This is a genomic window from Allokutzneria oryzae, assembly GCF_042429765.1.
Lineage (GTDB): Bacteria > Actinomycetota > Actinomycetes > Mycobacteriales > Pseudonocardiaceae > Allokutzneria > Allokutzneria oryzae.
Genome location: NZ_JBHLZU010000018.1, coordinates 491,594 through 514,521, shown reverse-complemented (window position 1 = coordinate 514,521; position 22,928 = coordinate 491,594). Strand labels below are relative to the sequence as shown.

The 22,928-nt window shown below is 71.1% G+C and carries 17 protein-coding genes; 5 read left to right on the top strand and 12 right to left on the bottom strand.

What is annotated here, in order from left to right:
- Nucleotides 1-8: 8 nt before the first annotated feature.
- The 4 genes from ACFFQA_RS21600 to ACFFQA_RS21585 all read right to left on the bottom strand — a co-directional run bounded on the left by ACFFQA_RS21600 (nucleotide 9) and on the right by ACFFQA_RS21585 (nucleotide 3,949).
- Nucleotides 9-1,436, bottom strand: a complete 1,428-nt coding sequence (locus ACFFQA_RS21600; protein WP_377855008.1) for an alpha-amylase — start codon at nucleotides 1,434-1,436, stop codon at nucleotides 9-11.
- Between the two features lie 88 nt (nucleotides 1,437-1,524).
- Nucleotides 1,525-2,187: a response regulator transcription factor gene (locus tag ACFFQA_RS21595; RefSeq protein ID WP_377855005.1), complete on the bottom strand. Its 663-nt coding sequence runs from the start codon at nucleotides 2,185-2,187 to the stop codon at nucleotides 1,525-1,527.
- A complete protein-coding gene (locus tag ACFFQA_RS21590) occupies nucleotides 2,184-3,617 on the bottom strand; it encodes a sensor histidine kinase (RefSeq protein ID WP_377855002.1) in 1,434 nt (477 codons plus the stop codon). Before ACFFQA_RS21590 ends, ACFFQA_RS21595 begins: the two co-directional genes overlap by 4 nt.
- Nucleotides 3,614-3,949, bottom strand: coding sequence for a hypothetical protein (locus ACFFQA_RS21585; RefSeq protein ID WP_377854999.1), 336 nt, complete (start codon nucleotides 3,947-3,949; stop codon nucleotides 3,614-3,616). Before ACFFQA_RS21585 ends, ACFFQA_RS21590 begins: the two co-directional genes overlap by 4 nt.
- Before the next feature lie 122 nt (nucleotides 3,950-4,071).
- Between ACFFQA_RS21585 and ACFFQA_RS21580 the strand changes: the two genes are divergently transcribed.
- Nucleotides 4,072-6,417: a thiamine pyrophosphate-binding protein gene (locus ACFFQA_RS21580; protein ID WP_377854996.1), complete on the top strand. Its 2,346-nt coding sequence runs from the start codon at nucleotides 4,072-4,074 to the stop codon at nucleotides 6,415-6,417.
- Nucleotides 6,418-6,733: 316 nt separating this feature from the next.
- Here the strand turns inward: ACFFQA_RS21580 and ACFFQA_RS21575 are convergent, their stop codons facing one another.
- Nucleotides 6,734-6,892: a hypothetical protein gene (locus ACFFQA_RS21575; RefSeq protein WP_377854994.1), complete on the bottom strand. Its 159-nt coding sequence runs from the start codon at nucleotides 6,890-6,892 to the stop codon at nucleotides 6,734-6,736.
- A 53-nt stretch (nucleotides 6,893-6,945) separates the two neighbouring features.
- Between ACFFQA_RS21575 and ACFFQA_RS21570 the strand changes: the two genes are divergently transcribed.
- Nucleotides 6,946-8,295: a glycosyltransferase family protein gene (locus ACFFQA_RS21570; protein ID WP_377854991.1), complete on the top strand. Its 1,350-nt coding sequence runs from the start codon at nucleotides 6,946-6,948 to the stop codon at nucleotides 8,293-8,295.
- Complete coding sequence (locus ACFFQA_RS21565) at nucleotides 8,292-10,205, top strand: glycosyltransferase (RefSeq protein ID WP_377854988.1); 1,914 nt, start codon at nucleotides 8,292-8,294, stop codon at nucleotides 10,203-10,205. Before ACFFQA_RS21570 ends, ACFFQA_RS21565 begins: the two co-directional genes overlap by 4 nt.
- 52 nt (nucleotides 10,206-10,257) lie before the next feature.
- Here ACFFQA_RS21565 and ACFFQA_RS21560 read toward each other — a convergent pair whose 3' ends face one another.
- Nucleotides 10,258-10,758, bottom strand: coding sequence for a hypothetical protein (locus ACFFQA_RS21560; protein WP_377854986.1), 501 nt, complete (start codon nucleotides 10,756-10,758; stop codon nucleotides 10,258-10,260).
- 552 nt (nucleotides 10,759-11,310) lie between these two features.
- On the opposite strand from ACFFQA_RS21560, the gene ACFFQA_RS21555 reads away from it, so the two are divergent.
- Nucleotides 11,311-11,733, top strand: coding sequence for a glycosyltransferase (locus tag ACFFQA_RS21555; protein WP_377855932.1), 423 nt, complete (start codon nucleotides 11,311-11,313; stop codon nucleotides 11,731-11,733).
- Nucleotides 11,734-11,817: 84 nt separating this feature from the next.
- A complete protein-coding gene (locus ACFFQA_RS21550) occupies nucleotides 11,818-12,774 on the top strand; it encodes a serine hydrolase (protein WP_377854985.1) in 957 nt (318 codons plus the stop codon).
- 12 nt (nucleotides 12,775-12,786) lie between these two features.
- Here ACFFQA_RS21550 and ACFFQA_RS21545 read toward each other — a convergent pair whose 3' ends face one another.
- From ACFFQA_RS21545 to ACFFQA_RS21520, 6 genes are all read right to left on the bottom strand, one after another.
- Nucleotides 12,787-16,461 carry a glycosyltransferase gene (locus ACFFQA_RS21545; protein ID WP_377854982.1) on the bottom strand — a complete coding sequence of 1,225 codons (3,675 nt, stop codon included), beginning with the start codon at nucleotides 16,459-16,461 and terminating at the stop codon, nucleotides 12,787-12,789.
- Nucleotides 16,461-17,792 carry a hypothetical protein gene (locus ACFFQA_RS21540; RefSeq protein ID WP_377854979.1) on the bottom strand — a complete coding sequence of 444 codons (1,332 nt, stop codon included), beginning with the start codon at nucleotides 17,790-17,792 and terminating at the stop codon, nucleotides 16,461-16,463. The genes ACFFQA_RS21545 and ACFFQA_RS21540 overlap by 1 nt, the downstream gene beginning before the upstream one ends.
- A gap of 77 nt (nucleotides 17,793-17,869) precedes the next feature.
- The gene (locus ACFFQA_RS21535) at nucleotides 17,870-19,456 is read right to left on the bottom strand and encodes a hypothetical protein (RefSeq protein WP_377854977.1); all 1,587 of its coding nucleotides are present in this window, start codon (nucleotides 19,454-19,456) and stop codon (nucleotides 17,870-17,872) included.
- Complete coding sequence (locus tag ACFFQA_RS21530) at nucleotides 19,453-20,364, bottom strand: hypothetical protein (protein ID WP_377854975.1); 912 nt, start codon at nucleotides 20,362-20,364, stop codon at nucleotides 19,453-19,455. The genes ACFFQA_RS21535 and ACFFQA_RS21530 overlap by 4 nt, the downstream gene beginning before the upstream one ends.
- A complete protein-coding gene (locus tag ACFFQA_RS21525; protein ID WP_377854972.1) occupies nucleotides 20,364-22,004 on the bottom strand; it encodes a hypothetical protein in 1,641 nt (546 codons plus the stop codon). Before ACFFQA_RS21525 ends, ACFFQA_RS21530 begins: the two co-directional genes overlap by 1 nt.
- Nucleotides 21,967-22,914, bottom strand: coding sequence for a glycosyltransferase family 2 protein (locus tag ACFFQA_RS21520; RefSeq protein ID WP_377854970.1), 948 nt, complete (start codon nucleotides 22,912-22,914; stop codon nucleotides 21,967-21,969). Before ACFFQA_RS21520 ends, ACFFQA_RS21525 begins: the two co-directional genes overlap by 38 nt.
- Between the last annotated feature and the right edge of the window lie 14 nt (nucleotides 22,915-22,928).

Here is a 22,928-nt window from a genome sequence, read left to right as displayed (position 1 = left end):
GGGGAAGGTCAGCCGACGCGGGCGTTGACGTGCAACGCGATCGCGTCGTGTGCTGCGACGTCGGCGCGGAACCAGCCTCCACTGTCCACTGTGTACACAGGGCCGGTGCACCTGCCGCCTGCGAAGTCGCCGTGGATCACGTCGCAGTACTTGCCGGCTGGCAGCGGCGTGCGGAACGAGCGGCCGGTGGTCGCCGAGCCCTCGTCGTTGAGGACCAGGTAGCCCTTGTCGCCCCTGCCGAAGGTGATCAGGTCGTTGCCGTTGTCCCACCAGCTGTTCACGTTCGTGCCGCGCACGGTGTTGTGGAAGCCGACCATGTTGCTGATCACCTGCCACCGGTGCTCACAACGCCAGCCGTCGGTGAAGCAGGTCGCGTTCTTCGTGCGGCCGTTGGACTCCGACGGTGGTCCCTGGTCGTTGTTGGAGAACTCGAAGGAGCTCATCAGCTGCGGGGAGCCGTACGGCCACGCCAACATGAACGCGTTGGCCAGCGCGTAGCGGCCGCCGTCCTTGTAGGTCAGCACCGGGTGGCCGCGCTGCGTGTCGTGGTTGTCGGTGAACACCACGGCCTTGTCGCTCGGCAGCGGCGCGCCGAAGGTCCGCAGGTAGGAAAGCTTCTCCTGGTTGAAGATCCGCGCGAGGTCGTAGCCGTAGCGGAACTCCTTCACGTCGCCGTTGCGCAGGTACTCGTCCGGCTGGATCGGCTCGCCCGCCGCGTAGGTGGCCTCCTGGTAGATGTACGCCGGGCGGCTCAGCTTCGACGTGATCGCGGCGATGTCGCCGGTCGGCATGTGCTTGGCCGCGTCGATGCGGAAGCCGTCGACCCCCAGGGACAGCAGGTCGTTGAGGTAGCCCGCGATGCGGTTGCGAACCTGCTCGCTCTCCGTCTTGAGGTCCGCGAGGTTCACCAGCTCGCAGTTCTGCACCTCGAAGCGGTCCATGTAGTTCTTGATGTCGTCGTTGCCGTTGCGGCCGCAGTGGTGGAAGTCGTTGTCGCCGTAGATCCCCGGGTAGGAGTAGTGGTCGTAGCGGCTGCCCGCCCACCCGGTGCCCGGCACGTCCTGGCCGGCCATGTGGTTGATCACCGCGTCGACGAAGACCTTCACGCCCGCGGACTTGCAGCCGGAGACCATCGCGGCGAACGCGGCGCGGTCACCGCGGCGGCTGTCGATCTTGTAGCTGACCGGCTGGTAGTCCTGCCACCACGGGCTGCCCAGGTCGGGGCGGACGACGTGCTCCTGCGGCGGTGAGACGTGCACCGCGCCGACACCGCGCGGGCCGAGAAATTCTTTGCATTCCTTGGCCACGGACGGCCAGTTCCACTGGAACAGTCTGACGATCACGTCTTTGTCGCCCTGCGGGGCGGCCGTCGCGGGGACAGGGGTGAGCAGGGTGGCCGCAAGCAGGGAAGAAGCGGCCAGGACAAGCTTTCGCATCGGAGCCTCGCAGCACTGGGAGGGACGATGCGGTCGATGATGCAGGGCAAGACCATTCCTGCACAGTGCCTGCAAATATTTTCAGCGATTAGCGACCCATGCGGTAGCCCATCCCGCGCACGGTGTCGATCCGTTCGGCCCCGACCTTCTTCCGCAGCGCCCGCACGTAGACGTCCACCACGTTCGAGCCGGGATCGAAGTCGTAGCCCCACACGTGCGACAGGATCTGCTCCCGCGACAGCACCTGGCCCTGGTGCCGCAGGAACAGCTCCAGCAACGCGAACTCGCGCGCGGTCAGGTCGACCACCTGGCCGGGCAGCTGGGCGCGACGGGTCCGCAGGTCCAGCGACAGGTCCTCGTACCGCAGCACCGTCACCTCCGGCGCCCGCTCCGGGCCGCGCAGCCGCAGCCGGACCCGCGCCAGCAGCTCCTCGAAGCGGAACGGTTTGGTCATGTAGTCGTCCGCGCCGCCCTCCAGCCCGGCGACCGTGTCGTGCACCGAGTCCCGCGCGGTCAGGATGATCACCGGCGCGGTCACCTTCGCCTCGCGCAGCGACCGCAACACGGAGAACCCGTCCCGGTCGGGCAGCCCGAGGTCCAGCACCACCAGGTCGAAACCACCGGTCACCGCGTAGTCGAGCGCGGACTCGCCGTCGCCGACCACCGTCGTGGTGAAGCCGTTGGCGCGCAGGCCCTTCTCCACGAACGACGCGATGCGCTGCTCGTCCTCGACGATCAGGATCCGGCTCACTGCTGCTCCTCGGTCGCGGGCGTTGCGGGGAGGTCGATGCCGAAGGTCGCGCCACTGCCCGGTTCGGAGAGCACCTTCGCCGCCCCGTTGTGCGCCTCGGCGATGGCCAGCACGATCGCCAGCCCCAACCCGGCGCCACCGCGGTCGCGCCGCCCGGTCGAGGCCCTGCCGAAGCGCTGGAAGATCTTCCCGTGCTCGTCCTGCCGGATGCCCGGCCCGGAGTCGGTGACCCAGAACGACATCCGCCCGTCCAGCAGCGCGGAGCCGACGCGGATCTCCGCACCCGGCTCGGTGTGCTGCACGGCGTTCTGCGCCAGCTGCACGACGGCCTGGGTGACCCGCTGCTCGTCCAGCCGCACCGTGCCCTCGCCCATGGCCTCCAGCACCCAGCGGCGGTCGCCGAGCGCACGGACCTTGGCGTCGATGTCGCTGGTCAGCTCGTGCAGCGACACCTCGTGCGGGTTGACGAAGTCCGGCCGCTCCGCCTTGGCCAGCACCAACAGGTCCCCGACGATGCGGTTCATCCGGTCCAGCTCGTCGGTGCACAGCCGCACGACCTCGGCGCGCTCGGCCGGATCGTCGCCCATCAGCTCCAGGTGGCCCTGGACGATGGTGATCGGCGTGCGCAGCTCGTGGCCCGCGTCGTCGAGGAAGCGGCGCTGCGTGCCGAACGCCTGCTCCAGGCGGTCCAGCATCGCGTTGAACTGCTCGGCGAGCGCGGCGATGTCGTCCTTGCCGTGCACCGGGATGCGTCGGGACAGGTCGTGCTCGGTGATCTCCGCCGCGGCCTGCCGGACGGTCCGCACGGGTGCGAGGATGCGGCCCGCGACCACCCAGGCGACTCCGGCCGCCAGCACCACGCCGAAGCCGCTGACCAGCAACAGCAGGCGCACCGTCGACATCGCGGCGGCACGCATCCCGCCGGTGGAGTACGCGGTGATGAAGTAGGACGGAGCGATCTGCTCGCCCGCGAGCTGGGTCTTCGCCCATCGGATCGTGCCGCCGGCGGTCTCGGTGTCGCCGTAGCTGCCGGGCGCGTCGATGATCTTGCGGAACAGTGCCTCGTCGGAGCGCATGTCGTAGGCGGGGTTGCCCTCGACACGGATCGTGAGCCGGTCGGGCTGCACCACCACTCCGGCGTGCACCTCGTTGTTCTCCGGGTACTGGGTGGACAGGTGGGCGGCGAGCAACCGGGTCGGATCGGTGATCACCTCACCGGTGCGCGGGTCGCGACCCGCGGCGACGAAGTCGGCGAACTCGCGGACCTCCTGCTCCAGCCCGCGGTTGACCCGGTTGTCCACGTCGGTCAGCGACAGCCGCCAGACCACCAGCACGACCACGGCCAGCACCAGGACCATCAGGCCCAGCAGCCAGCCCATGATCCGGACCCGGGCCGGGACGCGCAGGCGCGCGGGTCCGGGGTCACTCATCGGCGGCAGTCGTCGTCGTACAGGTCGTCATCGGGGTCGTCGTCCGGGTCGTTGACGTCGTCGAGATCGTCACGGTCATCAAGATCGTCGAGGTCGTCGCGCAGGTCATCGAGGTCATCATCGTCGTCGCAGAGCACCGGCGCGATCGGCGCGCCGGGCGGTGGCGGCAGCTGGACGTGGTTGGCGAGGCTCGGCGCCGGGCTCATCCGCGCTTCTCCGGTTACCTGGGGAGGTGCCGCGGTCGGACCGGCGAAGGCGTACACCCCCGTGGTGACGCCGATCACTCCGGCGGCGACCAGGGACACGATGCCGAGACGGCTTACTGGAGTCATGACAACCACCCTGGGCTCCGACTTCGAAGCCTCCGTGAGCGCGGGATGAGGATTCCCTCATCTCGCGCGGGTGAGTTTCGTCGCTGCCCGTGCGCCTCCGCGGTCGGCTACCGTCCCGACCTGTGAGCAGCGTCGCCACGGAAACCGGCCTTGACCTCGAAGTCCTGCGCTCAGTTGAGCAGCGGGTGTTGTGGCTTGCCACCTCGATCGTGCACCACGCCAACCACGTGCGCGGGGACGCGTCCGGCCTCAAGGTCGGCGGTCACCAGGCGTCGTCGGCCTCGATGGTCTCGATGATGACCGCGCTCTGGTTCGGCGCGCTGACCAGCGAGGACCGGGTCAGCGTCAAACCGCACGCCTCGCCGGTGCTGCACGCGATCAACTACCTGCTCGGCGACCTCGACGCCTCCTACCTGCCGCGCCTGCGCGAGCTCGGCGGGCTCCAGTCCTACCCGTCGCGCACCAAGGACCCCGACACCGTCGACTTCTCCACCGGCTCCGTCGGCATCGGCGCGACCGCCACGATCTGGGCGGCGCTGGCCCGCAGGTACTGCGACGCGCACTTCGGCGGCGGCCGCTCCACCAGCCCGCGCGGCCGGATGATCGCCCTGGTCGGTGACGCGGAGCTGGACGAGGGCGCGGTCTGGGAGGCCGTGCACGACCCGCAGGTCGCCCAGCTCGGCGAGCTGCTCTGGGTGGTCGACCTCAACCGCCAGTCGCTGGACCGCGTCATCCCCGGCATCGCCTACGACCGAATGTCCGGAATGTTCACAGCGGCCGGCTGGGAGGTGCTGACCTGCAAGTACGGTCCGCTGCTTACCTCGCTGTTCGCCGCGGACGGCGGTGAGCTGCTGCGCGCCCGGATCGACGGCATGCCCAACGCCGAGTACCAGCGGATGCTGCGCGCCAGCGGCGACGAGCTGCGGACCCGCCTCGCGGGGGAGCGGCCCGACCCCGCGTTCACCCGGCTGCTGTCGGGCGTGGACGACGCGGGGCTCGCGGCGGCGCTGCGCGACCTCGGCGGCCACGACCTCGGCGGCCTGATGAACACCTTCGCCGCCGCCGACCCGACCCGGCCGACGGTGGTCTTCGCCTACACCGTGAAGGGCCGCGGCCTGCCCGTGGAGGGCCATCCGGCCAACCACTCCGCGCTGCTCAAGCCGGACCAGTACGCCTCGCTCGCCCGTGACCTCGGCACGTCCGTCGACGACCCGTGGCGGCAGTTCGACGTCGGCAGCGCCGAGAGCGCGCTGCTGGCCGCCGCCGCGTCCCGGCTGAAGCGGCCGGAGATCCGCGCGGTCACCCCGCTCGCGGTGCCCACCGAGGTCTCCCCGGCGCACAAGGGCACCTCGTCCAGTCAGGCCGCGTTCGGCCGCGTGCTGATGGACCTCCGCCGCAAGGCCCCCGAGGTGGCCGGGCGGGTCGTGACGATCTCGCCCGACGTGGCGTCCTCGACCAACCTCGCCGCGTGGCTGAACAAGGTCGGCGTGTTCACGGTGGACGGTGAGCAGCCGCCGAAGAACTGGTTCTCCGACGACCCGGAGACCCGCATCCACTGGGACGAGGCCGCCGTCGGCCAGCACGTGGAGCTGGGCATCGCCGAGGTGAACCTGGTCGGCGCGCTCGGCGAGTTCGGTGCGACGTGGAGCCGCTGGGGCGAGTCACTGATCCCCATCGGCACGATCTACGACCCGTTCGTCAACCGCGCGCTGGAGCCGTGGACCTTCGGCATCTACGCGGGCGGCCAGTCGATCCTGCTCGGCACCCCCTCCGGTGTGACCCTGTCCCCCGAGGGCGGCGCGCACCAGAGCATCACCACGCCGTCGGTCGGCCTGGAGCACCCCGGCGTGATCGCCTACGAGCCCGCGTTCGCCGCCGACCTGGAGTGGACGCTGCTGCACGCGATGAGCTTCGTCGGCAGGCCGGGCGGCTGCTCGGCGTACTTCCGGCTCTCCACTCGCCCGGTCGACCAGTCGCTGGCCGCCGTGCCCGCGTCGCAGGAGGAGCGCGAGCAGCGCCGCAGGCAGGCGGTCGCGGGCGGATACCGCCTGGTGTCGCCGCCGAAGGCGGACGTGGTGATCGCGGCGGTGGGCGCGATGGTGCCGGAGGCGCTCGCGGCGGCCCGCGACCTCGACAACGAGGGCGTCTCGGCGGCGGTCGTCGTGGTGACGAGCGCCGACCTGCTGTTCCGCGCCACGCGGGCGAGGTCGGGGCTGCCGACCGGCGGTCCGGCGTCGCTGGTCGACGAGTCGATCCTGGACGCGCTGTTCGGCGACGATGCGCCGCTGGTGACGGTGATCGACGGGCACCCGCACACGCTCGCGTTCCTCGGCACGGTGCGCGGGGTCCCGACGACCACGCTCGGCGTCACCGACTTCGGTCAGTCCTCCTCACTCGGGGACGCCCACCGGCTGCACGGCATCGACGCCGACGCGATCCGCGCGGCGGCCCACGATCTCGTCGACTGAAGGGCCGTCCGCGAGTTGTGGACAACTCCGGATACCTGTGGATAACTTCCGCTGCCTGTGGGCGCGACGTGAGAAAATGAGTGTTAGGGGGTCCCCGGTTCGAGGGGGACCCCGGCGTTCGCGTGGGGGCGGCGGCGGTGACCGGCGCGGCCGATTCGGCTCTGACCTGCTGTTATGTCGGAGAGTGAGAATGGTTCGCCGAGACGCGTCGGCGGTACCCGGCTCGGGGTGCCGCTCGTCGCCGCTGAGTGGCCGTTCGGCGACAGCCTGTTGATAAGTTCTCCATTCATCCCCATCCGGCTTGCTGATCTTGGGGTCAGCCGGTCGGGGCAGAGGAGCCCAGCACACACCCCCGGTGCCCGGTCACGTCCGGGCTCGCGGTGCCCAGTGCGATGAGCGCGCCCGCGACAGCGGCGATGATCAGGCGGGTGTTCACATCCGCGAACGCCAGGGGCGGCCCGTTCGGTCCGCCCACCGTATTCACACCTTGTCGACGCTCCGGGCGCGCAGCGGCGCTAGGCTCGCGCGGTGCGGGAACCCACGTCGAGAACCATCGGGGCCTTCGCCATCTGGACCAGCTCGGACCTGCCCGGATTCGGCGACCAACTCTTCGCCCGGCTCACCGAACGCGAGCTGCTGCACCGGCTGCCCGGCTGGCGGTCCAGCTGGTACGCGCCGCTGGGCTGGACCCGGCCCAGCCCCGAGGACGGCGGCTACGTCGCGGCCCCGCTCGGCGACCACAGCTCCGAGCGCATCGAGCAGATCGCCGCGGCCGCCGACGCCTCCGTGCTCGCGCCGACCTTCCCGCTCGGCGCGCCGCCCTCGGACTGGCCCTACCCGGACGGGGCCGCGCACTCCTACTTCACCGAGGGCCTGGACCCGGAGGCCGAGCGGTCCCACCCGCTGGTCAGCAGCTGCGTGCGGATCGCGGACCGGCCGCCGGTCGAGCTGCTGAACGCGCTCGCCAGGCAGCCGTACCTCGCCGTGCGCGACGGGCGCTCCCGTGACCGGCTCGTCGCCGCCGGGCTCTCCGGCGACATCCCCGTTGTGCCGAATCCCGCGCTGCTGCTGGGAGATCTCGTCGACGCGGACGCGCTGCGGACCCGCACCCAGCACCTGCGCCAGCTCGGCGTGCTGCCCGCCGAAGGCAGCATCGTCCTCACCCAGAGCGCGGACCTGCCGCTCGACGCCGTGCGCGACTTCCTCGCGGCCGACCACGTCGTCGCGCTGCCGGACGGGGTCGTGCTGGAGGACCGGCTCGCCGTGCTCAAGGCCGCCAGCGTGGTCATCGCCACCGACGAGCACGTTGCCGCAGCCTCCGCCGCGATCGGCACGCCGTGGGTGTTGTTCGACCCGACAGGCGAAGAGCGCTGGCCTGCGCTGGAGTTCGGTTCCCCCAAGCAGATCGTCGACCGCCCCGAGCGGCTCACCGACGCGATCAGCGCCGCGCTGCGCTTCACCGCGCCCTCCGTGCACGCCAAGCGCGCGGTCGCCACGCACTTCGACCACGTCGCCGCCGCCGTCGAGCAGGCGTTCACCGCGCGCGGCGGGGACCTCGTCCGCCGCATCGCCGACCTCGCCGAGGAGAACAACGCGCTGCGGCACGCGCAGTGGCGGCTGCGGGACCGGATGCTGGTGGAGCGGCAGAAGCTCGCCGACACGCTGGCCGACGCGTGGCGTGAGGTCGCTGAGGCCAAGGCCGACGCCGCGCGGACCCGCGAGGAGCTCGCCGTCGTGCAGAGCCAGCTCCGCGAGCTGCGCAACGAGATCGACCGGCTGTCGCTGGACAGCCGGGAGCTGGACGCGCTGCGGAACACCAAGCTGCTGCGCTGGTCGCAGCCGATGCGCGATGCGTACGGGAAGATCAAGGGCTCATGATCCCCAGGCTCACCTTCGTCCTCGTCTCCTACGGCGGGCGCGACCTGGTCGTCACGTGCCTCAAGAAGCTCGCCGAGCACACGCCCGCGCCCTACGACGTCGTTGTCGTCGACAGCGCTTCCCCCGACGGCACGGGGGAGTGGCTCGAAAAGAACCTGTCCGGGGCCAAGGTCCTCCGCATGTCGGAGAACCTGGGCTTCGGCGCGGGCTGCAACCTCGGCGTGCGGCACGCGCGCACCGAGCTGGTCTGCTTCCTCAACGCCGACGTCGAGGTGCGCGAGGACTGGCTGGACCCGCTTCTGTCCTTCATGGATGAACGCCCCGAGGTGGGCGCGGTCGCTCCGGTCATGCTCAACACGGACGGCTCGGTCCAGGAGTCCGGCAGCCTCATCGGCGGCGACGGCTGGTGCCGCGCGTGGGAGGACGGTTCATTCCCGCGCGAGGTCGACTACGCGTCGGCGGCCTGCCTCATCATGCGCCGCAAGGCTTTCCACCAGGCGGGCGGCTTCTCACCGGAGTACGAGATCGCGTACTTCGAGGACGTCGACCTCGCCATGGCGCTGCGCGAACGCGGCTGGCAGACCTGGGTCGTCCCGGAGTCCACCGTGGAGCACGCACGCCACGGCAGCAGCTCGTCGGAGCGAGCCAACGAGCTGATGCGGCTCAACCACGGGGTTTTCCGGCGGCGTTGGCCCGGCGAGCTGGCCAAGCGGCCCGCCGTGACCTCGTTGGACGAGTGGCCCCATCGCGCCTTCTGGCTGCGTGACCGCAACGCCCCCTACCGCGTTCTGCTCATCGACGACCGCGTCCCCCAGGCGGACCGCGGCCGTGGCGACCCGCGCACGGCCGCCGTGGTCGACGCGTGGATCGAGGCGCACCCCAACGCGCGCGTCACGTTCTTCGCGGTCTCCGCGGAACGCGTCGAGGAGTACGCGCCGCGCTGGCAGGCCAAGGGGGTCGAGATCGTCCACGGTGTCACCGACCTCGAAGCCTGGTCGCGCTCCCGCGCCGGGCTCTACGACGTGATCGTGGCCTTTCGCCCGCACAACTACGCCAACTACGGCGTCCCGATCGCGCGCAGCCAACCGCAGGCGATCCGCGTCTACGACTCCGAGGCCCTGTTCCACCGGCGTCCCGAGCAGCACTTCGAGCACGCGGTCGACTCCGCCGAGCGCAGGCACCACGCGATCGAGGCCGCTCGCCTGCGCGAGGAGGAGCAGAGCGCGTTCCGCTGGGCCGACGTCGCGGTGTGCGTGAGCGAGGAGGAGGCGGAGTGGGCGCGGCGCGTCGCTCCGGAGACGCCCGCGCACGTCGCCTGCTACCCGATCGTCACGCCCGACGAGGTCCCGGGCGTCGAAGGCCGGTCGGGCGTGGTGTTCTTCGGCGGCTTCGACAACACCCCGCGCACGCCCAACGAGTTCGCGGTGCTCGAACTCGCCAACGAGGTGCTGCCCGACCTGCGTGCGCGGCACCCCGGGCTGACGCTGCGCGTGGTCGGCGCTGACCCCTCGCCGAACGTCTTGGCGTTGCACGGTGGCCTGAACGAGGTCGTGGGCAGGGTGCCCGATCCGAGGCCGTGGCTCAGCTCGGCGCGGCTGCACGTGGTGCCGATGCGGTTCGGCGCCGGAGTGAAGATCAAGTTTGTCGACTCGATGTCGGCGGGTCTGCCATTCGTCACCACGCCGGTCGGTGCGGAGGGATTGCACCTCGGGGCCTACGCGCGCCACCTGGTCGGCGAGTCACCGGCGGAGATGGTGGAGCTGTGCGACCGCATGCTCCGCGACGACGAGCTGTGGTCCGACGTGCAGCAGGAGATGCTGAGAATCTGCCGCGAGCACTTCTCCGAGGACGGGTTCCGCCGCAGCATGGCGAAGGTCCTGCTGGACTGCGGGATCTGCGCGGTCGCCTGAGACGAGGAGGTCCCGCCCGCGCGTGGCGGACGGGACCTCGCGGCCAGGTGTGTCAGCCGACCGGGCCGACGACCGGGGAGATCGTCGGGGTCTCGGCGACACCCGCGGTGTACGGCAGGCGGATCACGTCGGCGTTGGCCGACGGCAGCTTGAACGACACCTCGTCGGTGGGCGTGACTCGGGCGCCCTGCGGCTTCGGGACGTCGATGATGAGCGTCGCGGTGTCGGTGCCCTTGACGTCGATGACCGCCTCGCGGTCGGCGTCCTTCACCTTGGGCGTGACCTGGATCGGCTTGCCGTCCTTGTAGAAGGTCAGCTCACCGGGAAGGCCCTTGAGCTGGCAGTGCACGCCGTCCTTGGCCTTGAACTCCACGACCAGCTGCTCGTCGAGCGGGTCCTGGCCCTGCTGGCCGTCACCGGCGGTGGCGATCAGCTCGGCGGCGGTGCACGGCGCGGGGGTCTCGGCGGAGGCGACACCGGAGGTGGCAACGGCGAGGCCACCGAAAGCGACAGCGGCTGCGGTGATTCCACGAACAACGGTGTTGCGATTCATTGTGAATCTCTCCTCGTGCTGGCGGCGAATGTCTCGTTTTCTGTTCTACCCGGCGTAAGCACCGCTTACGCCGTCAAAAGCCGATTTGATGAATTCTTGAACAGGGGTCAACCATGTGCTCGCTCGGAGCGTCTCAGGTTTCTCGTTCGGGTATTTCAGGTATGACTGAAACTGGTGAGAAATGGGAGAGATCAGGTTTCTGCCCAGGTCGACGCATGGGCAGAACGCCGTCGGAAATGGTAGGTGTGCGTCCGCGTGCTCCGCGACGGCGGAGTCGTCGAGGAAAGTCCTCGCACGTCAGCATCGTCGACCCGGACGGCAGGGTGATCCCCGCAGTCGACGACAACGCCGTCGCGGTCGCAGTGCTGGACAAGGTCTACGGCGACCAGATCACCCTCGGCGCCGTGCTCAGCGCGCTGCTGGTCTCCGACGACACACCGCAGTCCGGCTGTGCGGGCTGGTCTGCCCCGCGACCGGGCTCAACGTTCACCGGGACGCGGCGGCCAATGACGGCACCTTCGGCGGCACGCACCCGGCGAACGGCATTCCGGACTGACGCTGCGCGCGGTCGGAGCGGACCCGTCGCCGGACGTGCTCGCGTTGCACGGTGGCCTGAACGAGGTCGTCGGGCGAGTGCCTGATGCGCGCCCGTGGCTCAGCGTCACGCGGCTGCACGTGGTCCCGATGCGGTTCGGCGCCCGAGTGAAGAGCAAGTCCGTCGATTCGATGTCAGCGGATCCGCCATTCGTGACTACTCCGGTCGGGGCGGAGGGATTGCACCTCGGAACCATCGCGCGTTTCTTGGTCGGCGAGTCGCCGGCGGAGATGGTAAGCCTGTGCGACCGCTTGCTCCGCGATGACGCGCTATGGGTGGATGTGCAGCAGGAGATGCTGCGGATCTGCCGGGAACACTTCTCCGCGGAAGGATTCCGTCGCAGCATGGAGAAGGTGCTCGTCGACTGCGGAGTCGCATAGAAGGGGTGCTCCGCCACGATGGCCACGATCCGCCGCCGTGCCGCTTTCGGGCTCGCAGCCGCATTACTTGCTCCCACAACCGGTTTGGCCCACGCCGACCCCGAGGACTCACCCGAGGACGCGACGCCGCCGACAGCCAGGAGGGCGCGCGCCCGGATCGCGTCGGTCTACCGGCGGGAGACCCGCCGGGCCGGAGGCACGTGGTCGTCGATGGTCAGCATCGTCGGCCCTGACAGGCGGGTGGTCAGCGCGATCGAGGACGACCCGGACACCGTCGTCAACGCCCAGAGCGTCAACAAGATCGCCGTCGCCGCGGCCGTGCTGGACAAGGTCGACCGGGGACAGCTGAAGCTGGACCAGAAGGTCACGCTGACACCGGAGGTCATCGTCGCCAACGGTGACGGGATCTTCCGGCTGCACAAGGTCTACGGCGACCAGATCACCATCGCCGCCGTGCTCAGCGCGCTGCTGCTGGTCTCCGACGACACCGCCGCGCGACTGTGCGGGCTGGTCTGCCCGGCGCTGGAGATCAACCAGATCCTGCGCGCCAAGGGCTTCACCCACACCCAGGTCGCCCCGGTCGCCAACCCGGCCCGGTTCTTCCTCGGCAAGACCACCCCGCGCGAGACGCACACGCTGCTCGACAAGCTCGTCGCGGGCAAGCTCGTCTCCTCGGGCTCCACCACGTTCCTGCTCGACGTGCTGCGGTCCAAGGACGGCTACATCGACGGCATCCGCAGGGACATGTCCACCGCCGAGCGCGAGCGGATCGCCACCAAGGGCGGGTGGCTCGAATCCGACCGGCACGAGGCGGGCGTGATCTTCGACGGCAGCTCCAAGCCGGTGCTCACCTACGCGCTGTTCGCGCGCGGGCAGTTCACCGGCGGCACGGCCGTCGACGCCAACTTCGGCGGCACCCACCCCGCGCTGGAGGCCCGTGCCCGCCTGGGCCGCGCCATGCTCGACGCGGTGTCCAAGCTGCGCAGCGGCTCCGACCGCTCCTACCGGACGCGTGACTACCACCCGGTCGACGGCGACTGAGCCACTCCGGACTCAGTCCAGCGGGGGTTCGGGGCGGGGCGGCAGGTCCAGCCGCCTCGCCGACTCCGCCCGGTGCCGCAGCGCCGCCGCGAGGAACAGGTTCTCCGCGCCCGCCGTCACCGCGCGCGTGCTCTCCGGCAACCGGGTCAGCTCGTACAGCGGCCGCACCCGGCGGTCGGCCATCGCCAGCTCCAGCAGCCGCTCGCGGACCTCGCCGGTCAACCGGCCCGAGTCGCGCAACAGCAGCACGGTGGCGAACTGCGCGAGCCGGGTCAGCTCGTACTCCGCGACGGCGTCCAACCGCGCGCGCTGCTCGTCGGTGAGCGGGTCTCCCAGCCCCAGAGCGGCCATCGCCAGCTTCGACAGCGGGGGCAGCCCCTCGTCCAGGTCGTCCTCGCGGTGGCCGGTGATCGCGTCACCGTGCTGGCGGTAGGAGTACAGCGGCCGGTCCACGAACGCGATCCGCCCTGCGGCGAGCGCGGCCACCGCCATCCAGTGGTCGTGGAAGACCGAGACGGTGCCCGGCGGGAACGGCAGCACCCGCTGCCGGACCAGGTCGGCCCGCGCCAGGCACGCGCCACCGGTCACCGTGTTGAGCTGCGCGAGCGCGAGCAGGTCGTCGCACTGGTTGCGCCTGCGGTTCCAGAACGAGTCGGCCAGGTGCTGACCGTCGTGGTCGACCAGGCGCATGTCCGAGTAGGCCAGCTGCACCTGCGGATCGGCCAGCTCGGCGAGCAGCGCCGCGATCTTGTCGGAGTCCCACACGTCGTCCTGGTCGCTCAGCGCCACCGCGTCCGCGTCGGCGGGCACCAGCTTCAACGCCCGCTCGAAGTTGCGGTAGAAGCCGACGTTGTCGTCGTGCTCGACGAAGACGAACCGCTCGTCACCCGCGACCAGCTCGCGGACCAGCTCCCGGGACGACTCCGGTGAGGCGTCGTCGCACAGCACGCACACCCAGTTCTCGTGCGTCTGCGCGCGGATCGAGTCGAGCTGCTGCTCCAGGTACTCGCGACTGGGGGAGTAGGTCGCCATGCAGATCGCGACCTTGGGCCCGGTGCCCGGCCACGCCACGGTCAACGGCGTCGCCCCCGCGCCCGGCAGCACCGTCAGCTCCGGCAGGCGACGCTCCAGCACCGTGCCGTCGACCAGCTCCACGCGCAGCGCGAGATCGACGCGCTGCTCACGGGAGACGGCCCTGACCGGGACGCGCACCCGCATCCCGCTGCCGTCCGGCACGCGCAAACCCAAGGGCGACAAGGCGGCCACCACGTCGGGGCGCTGGTAGCCGAGGCTCACGGGGTGGTCGCGCCCCTGCGACACCATCCACGCCGCGCGCAGCGGCAGATCCGCGTGGAACACCCAGCCGGTGAACTCCACGACCTGGCCGAGACCCACGTGCACCGGCTTGTCGGGAAGCTCCACGTGGAACCGCAGCGCGGCCTCACGTGCCTCGCCGGAGCGGTGCCGTGCCACGGCGCCGACCACCGCGGCGAGTCCGGGAGCGTGCTTGGCGACCTTGCGCAGCACCGCGTCCGGCTCCTCACCGGCGCGCCCGAGCACGAGGTCCCGCGCTCCGCGCAGAGCCCGAGCGGTCGGCCAGAACCGTTGGTGCCCGAGCTTGACGAGCTTCGACGCTTCGAGGCGGTCGAGCCGCGCGCGTGTCCGGTTCAGCCGCGTGGCGACACCGTCGAGTGCCGACCGCAACGCGGCCTCCTGCTGGCGGGCGTGCTGCGCCTCGGCCCGCGCACGGGTCTCCTGCTGCGCGGAGGCGGCGAGCTCGCGCATCGCCATCCCCATCCGGCGGTCGAGCTTGGCCACCTCGGCCTTCGCGACCTCCAGGCTGTGCCGCAGCTGCTCGACCTCGTCGTTGCGCGCCGCGAGCTCGGCCTCGACGGCGCTCGCCCGCTCCTGCTCGCGCTGGGCCTCGACGCGGGTGTTGTGCAGCAGCTCCTCGAACTGGCCGCGCTCCGCCTCGATCGCGGCCAGGTGCTCCCCGATCTGCGACTCAAGCCCGGCGGCCCGCTCGCGCAGCGCGGTCAGCCCACCGACGGCGTCCCACAGCGGCGGCAGCACCGGCGCGTCCGCCTCGGCCCGGATCGCCGCGGCGGTCACTTCCGCGGACTTGCCGGTCACCAGCTCCTGGAAGACCGACTCCGCCAGAACCAGTTCGTCCCACCGGCTCTCCGCGGCCTCGCGCAGCCCGATCGGCTCGCACAGCCGCAGCAGCAGCCCGTGCAGCGTGATGTCGTCCTGCCACGGGTGCGCGGCCCTGCCGGTGACCACCTCGCGGCAGAACTCCAGCAGCGCGCGCAGCTCCGCGAGCTCGGCGTCGACCCCGGAACCCGCCGACCACTCGCGGTCGATCCGCACGGTCGAACCGTCCGGCTGGACCACCACGTTGCCGGGGTGGATGTCCAGGTGGTCCGGCGGCAGCACGGAGACGTCCGCGCGACCGGGAAGGAACGGGTGCCGGACGTCGTCATCGGCCAGCGGTCGCGCGCCCGCGTGACAGACCTCGCGCCACAGCCGCAGCAGCCGCACCAGCTCCCGCTGGTCGCCGGAGTGCAGCGCGTCCAGCAGGTGCGCGTCGAGCGGGCGGCCCGGCACCAACGGCTCGTCGGCGACGACCTGGTGCCGCAGCCAGCCGTTCGCCGATCCACGCGCTCCGCCGACGGTCTCCAGGCGGAAGCCCGGCGACAGCACGCGGGAGCGCCGGTAGGCGCCGCGCCGCGAGTTGTTGACCATCCAGCCGATCTGGTCCTGGGTGTGCGCGCGAATCGCGTCCGGCGTGCGCGCTGCGACGACCAGGAAGCACGGGGCGGTGCTCAGGCCGAGGCCCTCACCGACAAGAACCCGTTGCAGCGCACGGCCGGAGACCACTGCGTCGTTGCCGCCGAACGCGCCTTGGAGCGGGTCCCTGACGAGCTTGTCGACGAGCTCGGCCGCGTCCGGGCGGTTGAAGATCCGGCCGTCCAGAACGACCTTGGGAAGCTTGTAGTCGGGGTAGGGGACCAGCCAGCGCTGCGCGCTCAGGCCGTGCTCGGCGAGCATCCCGGCAAGCCGTCGCGCGCCCCACGTGCGGGGGCTGCGCCTGCCGCCCGGGTAGTCCGCCAGTCCCACCCACGGGGTGCTGTGGTGGTCCTCGTGCCGTCCGGCGAGATAGCCCAGCCCCAGCTGGTTCTCGATCGCCAGCACCAGGACGCCGTCCTCGGCGAGCGCGCCGACCGCGCTGCGCAAGGTGTTCGCGGGACCGTCCTCGTCGCCGGCGGTGTGTTCGAGCAGGCCGCACAGCAGCACCAGGTCGAACGGGTCCCGCTCGGCGAGGCCCTGCTCGACCCGGCCGGTGACGATCTCCACGGTGGGCAGGTCCCGGCACCGCACGCGGGCGGCCTCGGCGCGGCTGGGAACACCCTCGACCCCGAGCACGTCCGCGCCCGCCTCGGCGAGCCCCCGGGCCAGAACCCCGCTGCCGCACCCGAGATCCGCCGCGCGCAGACCCCGGCGCAACCGCAGCGGCGCCAGCAACCCCTGGCGCTGCGGGGAGAAGTGATAGCTCAGCTCCCACCCGGCGGCGCGCGCCGCCAGCTCGTCCGAACCGGCGGTGACGTCCCTGGCGGCGCGCAACGCCGACAGCACCGAGTCCTCGGCGCCGTCGGCGTAGCGGACCTCGTCGTTGCGCTCCGCCATTACGCCGGCGGGTACTGCTTGAGCTGGCGCTCGATCAGCGCCTTGAACGCGGTCTCCGCCGCCGCGGCGTCGTCGGCGAACGCCTCGACCCGGATGATCGAGTTACCGACCCGGTAGTGCGCCCGGTAGGCCGCGCCGGGCTTGTCGTCGGTTTTGAGGAACCGCGCCTTGACCGACTCGGGGGTGCCCGCGCCGGTGTAGCTCTGGAAACCGGCGTTCGCGTACATCTTGTCGATGTCTTCCAGGACCTTCGGCGCGGACTCCGAGGTGGCCTTGAACTCCCAGAGGCCGAGCTTCACGCCCTTGTCCTCGGTGCCGTAGCCGAGCACCTCGGTCGCGCCCGCCGCCTTGAGCGTCTTGGCTTCGTCCGCGGTCGGCATGTTCGCCGTCACGGCGTCGTCGATGGCGTGCGCCATGTTCGCCCGGAGCGTGCCGTCGAGGTCGACGAACTGCCCGCCCTTCGGCTTCGGCTTGGGCGGGGTGGTCGTCGTGGTGGGCGCGGGCGGCTGCTGCGTCGTGCTCGCCGCGGCGGGCGGGGTGTTGCCGCCGCTGCCACTGGTGAAGTACCAGATCGCGAAGCCACCGCCGACGAGCAGCAGCACGACGGCCACGATCGCGACGATCTTGCCGGTCTTGGAGCCGCTGTTGCTCTCGAAGACCTCGGGGCCCTGGCGCGGCCACGCCGACGCGGAGCCGAAGTCCGGCGGCAGGTCGTTGCTCGCCCACGGCGGGGCGGAGCCGTGCGGCTGCTGGTGCTGCTGCGGCGGGTACTGCTGCTGTTGCGGGTGGGCCGGCCACGGGCTGCCCATCTGCTGCTGCTGTCCGGGGAAGGGCTGGCCCTGGTAGACCTGCTGCCCGCCCGCGCCGGGCACCACCTGGGTGCGGTCGGCGTCGCCCGCGCTCTGCTGGGTCGAGACGACCTGGGTGCGGTCGGCGATGTCCCCGACCGGCTTCACGACCTGTGTGGCGTCACTGCTCGGCGCGACCACCTGCGTGGCGTCGGCCGCGGGCTCCTCCTTGGCGGGCTGCTCCTCCGCCTTGGGGGCCTCCTCGGACTTCGGGGGCTCCTCGGGCTGCTCCGCCTTCGGCTCGTCCTTGACCGGCTGCATCACCTGGGTGGTCTCGGACTCGGACGGCTGCTCCGAGCTCTCCCAGCGGAACGGCGGCGGGAACGGCCCGTCGCCGCTGCCGGGCTCGGGCTGCTTCGGCGTCGGGCCCGCGGCGGAGGCCTGGGCGAGCAGGTGGTCCCGGCGCTGGCGGTACTGGTCGGCCGAGATGTTGCCCGCCGCCAGCTCGGCGTCGAGGCTGCGCAGCTCTTCCTGCCAGGTCACAGACACCCCCTTCGTGTCGTCGTCCCTAGGTCGGGCTAATTCTGCCGAAGGGGAAAGGCTCCCCGAATCCGGCTCCGTCAGTGGCCTCGCACCGCGGGCAAGCGGTACAGGAGGCCACCCGATCCGACGACGACGGAGGCGTCTCCGATCCCCGGAACCGCCACCGCCCGCCAGCCGAGCCGGGCTTGTCTGGTCTGGATCGTGCCTGGCAGGTCCGGGCGCGGCATGCCCACGGCGCCACCACCCTGCACGATCCCCGCGCCGTCCACCACAAGAACACAGTCGACCTGTCTGCCGTCGACCATGGCCCAGCCGGAGATCTTGGCATCCCCGGCGATCGGTCCGGAGTCGACCGCCCCGGTGGTCAGCTCACGCAGTGGGCCGACCTTAGCGCCGAGCGTGGTTCCGCAACCCGGGCTGAAGCCTCTGGTGAACGGGTAGCTGCCCATGCCCTTGAGCCTGCCGACGACATCCGGGGTCGACTGGAGCTCCGCGATGGTCTTGTCGGCGCCAACGTGCATGGCGATCTCAAGCACCTTCTGGTCGAAGTACAGGTTGCGCACCGCGGTCGCCAGATGGGTGCCCAGCACGTAGGTCGCGACGCACACCGCCATCGAGAGGGCCAGCACCGGCAGACCCGGCCCGCGCACCGCGACGAGCACCAGCAGCGCGGCGGTGGTCAGCATCGGCGCCAACGCGAACCGCCCGGCGAGCGCGACGTCCACTCCGGACCCGACCCGGGTCAGCGCGATCATCACGCCGATCAGCACGCCCCACAGGCCGAGCCCGATCCAGCCGGAGTCGCGAACGACCTCGGGGGAGCGCTCCCGCTCACCCAGCCGCTGGCGCAGCGAGAGCGCGATCAGTGAGAACAGCGCGACCGCGATCACCGCACCGGCCAGGACCGCGAAGTCGGAGTACTTGTAGGACCACTGCTGCCCCAGGGTTCCCGCGACCACCGACAGGTAGTTCTCCGGGCCGAGCGGGTACGGCGACTGCAACGAGTCGGTCTCGAAGGTCAGCGCCCACGCGCCGCCCGCGACCACCAGCACCACCAACGGCGCGACGAGCTGCCACAGCGCGTCCCGGCGCAGCCAGGCGATCAACGCGATCACCGGCCACAGCGCGAACCCGGCTCCGAAGCACAGGCACGCGACGGCGACGCAGATCATCGCGGGGACGGTCCTGCCGCGCTGCGCGTGGAACAACGCCAGCACTCCGGGCACGGCCATCAGCAGCCACGTGGCCCCGGTGACGCCGACGCCGTAGAGCTCCAGCTCGCGGGAACCGAAGAGCAGGAAGGAGAACGCCGCGGTCAGCGCGAAGCGGCTCGTCGTGCTGAGCTCCTTCGGCAGCATGCGGTGCAGCACGACCAGCACCACCAGTGACAGCACGACGGTCAGCAGGCCGAGCGTCCGGTTGTCACCACCGAGGAACCGCGCCTCGGCCCAGAACAACAACCGGGGGATGAACGTCGGGTGACCGTTGTGCTGGAGCAGCAGCCCCGCCGGGTCGAGCCTGCCGTCCGGATGCGTCGCGCCCGCGACGAACCACCAGTAGTCGGCGAACTGCAACCGCGGCGAGCGCAGCACCTCGAAGATCATCACGACCACCGGCAGCGCGGCCACCGCCGACAGCGCCACCGCGACGCGCTTGCCACTCACCCCTGGATCCCCCGGTTCTCGTTCGTCCCTCGTGGCGTGAAACCCACGGCCAGCGCGACATCGGCGACCGTATGGCACAGCCGCAGCAGCAATGCCACCGAGGCCGCGGACGGCCCTCCGACCAGCGGAGCCAGGGCCGCGACCAACACCGCCTCCCGCGCGCCGAGGCCCGCGGGAGCGAGGACCACGACCAGTCCGGCGACCCAGGAGACCGCGAACGCGCCGACGCAGGTCAACGCCACGCCGAGCATGTCGTCCGTCGGGGTAAGCGGCGTTACCAGCACGAACGCGGCCAGTCCGTACGCGGTCCACGCGGGCGCCATCCACGCCAGGGCCGATCCCACCCCCGCCCAGGTCATCGGAGCCCGCTCCGGCGCGCCCAACTTGGCGGGCATCGCCGCGACGAGCTTCGCGAGGACCTTCGGGTGCAGCAGTGCGAGCGCCGGGACCAGCGGCAGCAACGCGAGCAGCGAGAAGTGCTCGCTCAGCCCCTCGTACCACGGCAACAACGCGGCGCCGACGACGACGCCGCTGACGAGGTGCACGGCCAGGAACCGCGCTCCGACGCCGAGCGTGACCGCCGCGGGCACGTCGTGCCTTGCGGCGAAACGGATCTGCGCGAGATACGGCCACACCAGCCCCGGCAGGTACTTGCCCACCTGAGCCGGGAAGAACACGCGACACGTGTCCGCGCCGCCGAGCCGGTGACCGAAGGACACCAGCCCCGCCAACCACATGCGCGACGTCGCCAGCAGCCCCAGCGCCGCGAGCGCGGTCGCGACCGCCGCCCGCGTCCACCCGATCCGCTCGAACCCCGCGAGCACCTCGGGTATCCGGTCCCGGAAACCCACCGCGGCAGCGACCACCGCGGCCACCACGAAAAGGATCTGCGGCAGGGCTTTGCGCATCAGCGGGGCTTCCCGTCGATCCCGGCGGCGATCCGATGCAGACCGTCCTTTCCGGACACGACGACGACTCCGCCGTCCAGGTCCGGCCCGGCGACCGCGCGCCACCCGCTGCGGGACTCGGGAACCCCCAGCACGGTCACCAGATCCGGCCGGGGCACCCCGACGATCCCACCGCCCTTGATCACCCCGTTCCGGTCGGTGACGAGCACGCAGTCGGGGCGCTCGCCCCCGATGAGCGCCCAGCCGTCGATGACCGCGTCACCGCGCACCGCGGTCTCGACGAAGCCCGCGTCCCCGTCGTCCCCGGGAAGGCCGGGCAGCTCCGGCACCGTGGAGAGGTCGATCCGCCCGCCCAGCTCCGGCCCGTCGCAGCCGAGGCCGAAGTCGTCGTTGAACGGGTACGCGCCGATGCCCTTGACCGCGGGGAGCGCGTCCGGCTTCGCTCGGAACTCCGTGACAACGGCGTCGGCCCCGGTGCGCATCGCGATCGCCAGCAGCGGCTGCGAACCGAACTGGCTCCGCACGTTGGCCGCCTGGGCGCTGCCGACCGTGTAGGTCGTCAGGCCCAACGCCAACCCGAGCCCGACCACCTTCAGCGTCGACAGCACCGGCCAGCTGATCACCACGAGCGCGAGCACCGAGCACAGCGCCAGCGCCGGGATCGACGCGTACCGCCCGGTGTCCGTCGGCGTCAGCCCGGCTCCTGCCCGCGCGACACTGATCATGGTCGCCGCGCCGACCGCGTAGACGGCAACGCCCACCCACGGCGTCTGCGGGTGGTTCTCGACGGTGGCCAACCGCCGCCGCAGGGCCAGCCAGCCGAACCCGGCCAGCAGCAGCGCGGTGACCATGCCCGTACCGGCGGCGACGTCGGCGTTGGTCGACCAGAGCTGCCCCAAGGTCGCGGCAACGGTCGACAAGTAGCTGTCGATGCCCAGCAGGTTGCCCTTGTCGATGCTGTCCTTGGGTCCGTAGGTCAACGCCCACACCGTGACGACCACCGCGCACACCACGAGCGGAGCGACCGTCCACCGAACGTGCTGCCGCCGCAACCAGTTGATCACCGCCAACGCGGGCCACAACGCGAAAGCCGTTCCGTAACAAGCACATCCGGCAAGACCGACGACGATCGAGCTGATGTGCTTGCCGCGCACCGCGAGGACGATCGCGCCGACCGCCGCGAGGTTCGCCGACAACCAGCCGGTGCCGCTGAACCCGAACGCGAAGTTGTGCAGACCGCTGGTGCTGAACAACAGGAAGGAGAACGCCGCGGTGAGCGCGGCGCGGCGGACCTCGCCGAGCTCGCGGGGGAGCAGCCGGTTGAGCAGGAAGACGGTCACACCGGCCACGACCACGTCGAACAGCCCCAGCGCCTGGTTGTAGCCGCCGAGCAGCTTCGCCTCCAACCAGAACAGCAGTCCTGGCAGGAACATCGGGTGCTCGTTCTGGTAGGTCAGCACCCCGCGCGGGTAGAGGCTGCCGTCCTCCTCGGTGATCCGCCCGAAAACCGACCAGTAGTCCAGGAAATGCAGCCGCGGCGCCCGGAGCACCTCGAACACCATCGCGGCGACCGGGATGGCCGCGAGTACGAGCAGCAGCGTGCTAGCGGCCCGGACCCGGCTCGGTGCGGTCGACGACATATCGCTCTACTTCCTCGCTCTGCAGGGTTCGCGCCAGCACCAGCTCGGCGATCAGCCCGAGACCGACCAGCTGCACGGCCAGGATCTCCAGCAACACGCCGAGGGTGAGCAGCGGGCGTGTCCCGATCGACGCGTCGGTGAACACCCAGACGCCGGTCAGGTACAGCAGGATCATGGTCCCCAGCAGACCGGACAGCGCGCCCAACCCACCGAAGAGGTGTCCGGGGCGGCGACCGTACCTGGTGAGCGCGACCACCGTGAGCAGGTCGAGAGCGCCGCGCAGGTACCGCTCGAAGCCGTACTTCGAGCGCCCGTGCTCCCGCGCCCGGTGGTTCACCGGTTCCTCACCGACGGAGAACCCCATCGCGTGCGCGAGCGCGGGCACGTACCGGTGCAGCTCGCCGTGGATCGGGATCGTGGTGAACACCTCGCGGCGCCCGGCCTTCAACCCGCAGTTGTGGTCCCGCAGCCGCAGCCCGGTCACCCACCCGGTCATGGCGTTGAAGAACTTCGACGGCAACCGCTTCGACAACGGGTCCTTGCGGTCCTTCTTGTGCCCACTGACCAGGTCGGCCCCCTCGTCCAGGCGCGCGACCAGCCGCGGCACCTCGGCGGGGTCGTCCTGGAGGTCGGCGTCCATGGTGACCAGCACCTCGCCCCGCGCCTCCCGGATGGCGACGGCGAGCGCGGCGGCCTTGCCCATGTTGCACCGCAGCCGGGTCGCCCGGACCCGGCCGTCGGTGGCGGCCAGCTCCGACATGACCTGCCAGCTCTTGTCGGTGCTGCCGTCGTCGACGAAGACGACCTCCCAGTCGAACCGGGGGTCGAGGCTCTCGTGCAGCTGGTGGACGAGTTCGGCGATGGTGTCCTGTTCATCCTTGGCGGGGACGAGGACGGACAGGTTCGGCACGCGGAGGATTGTGC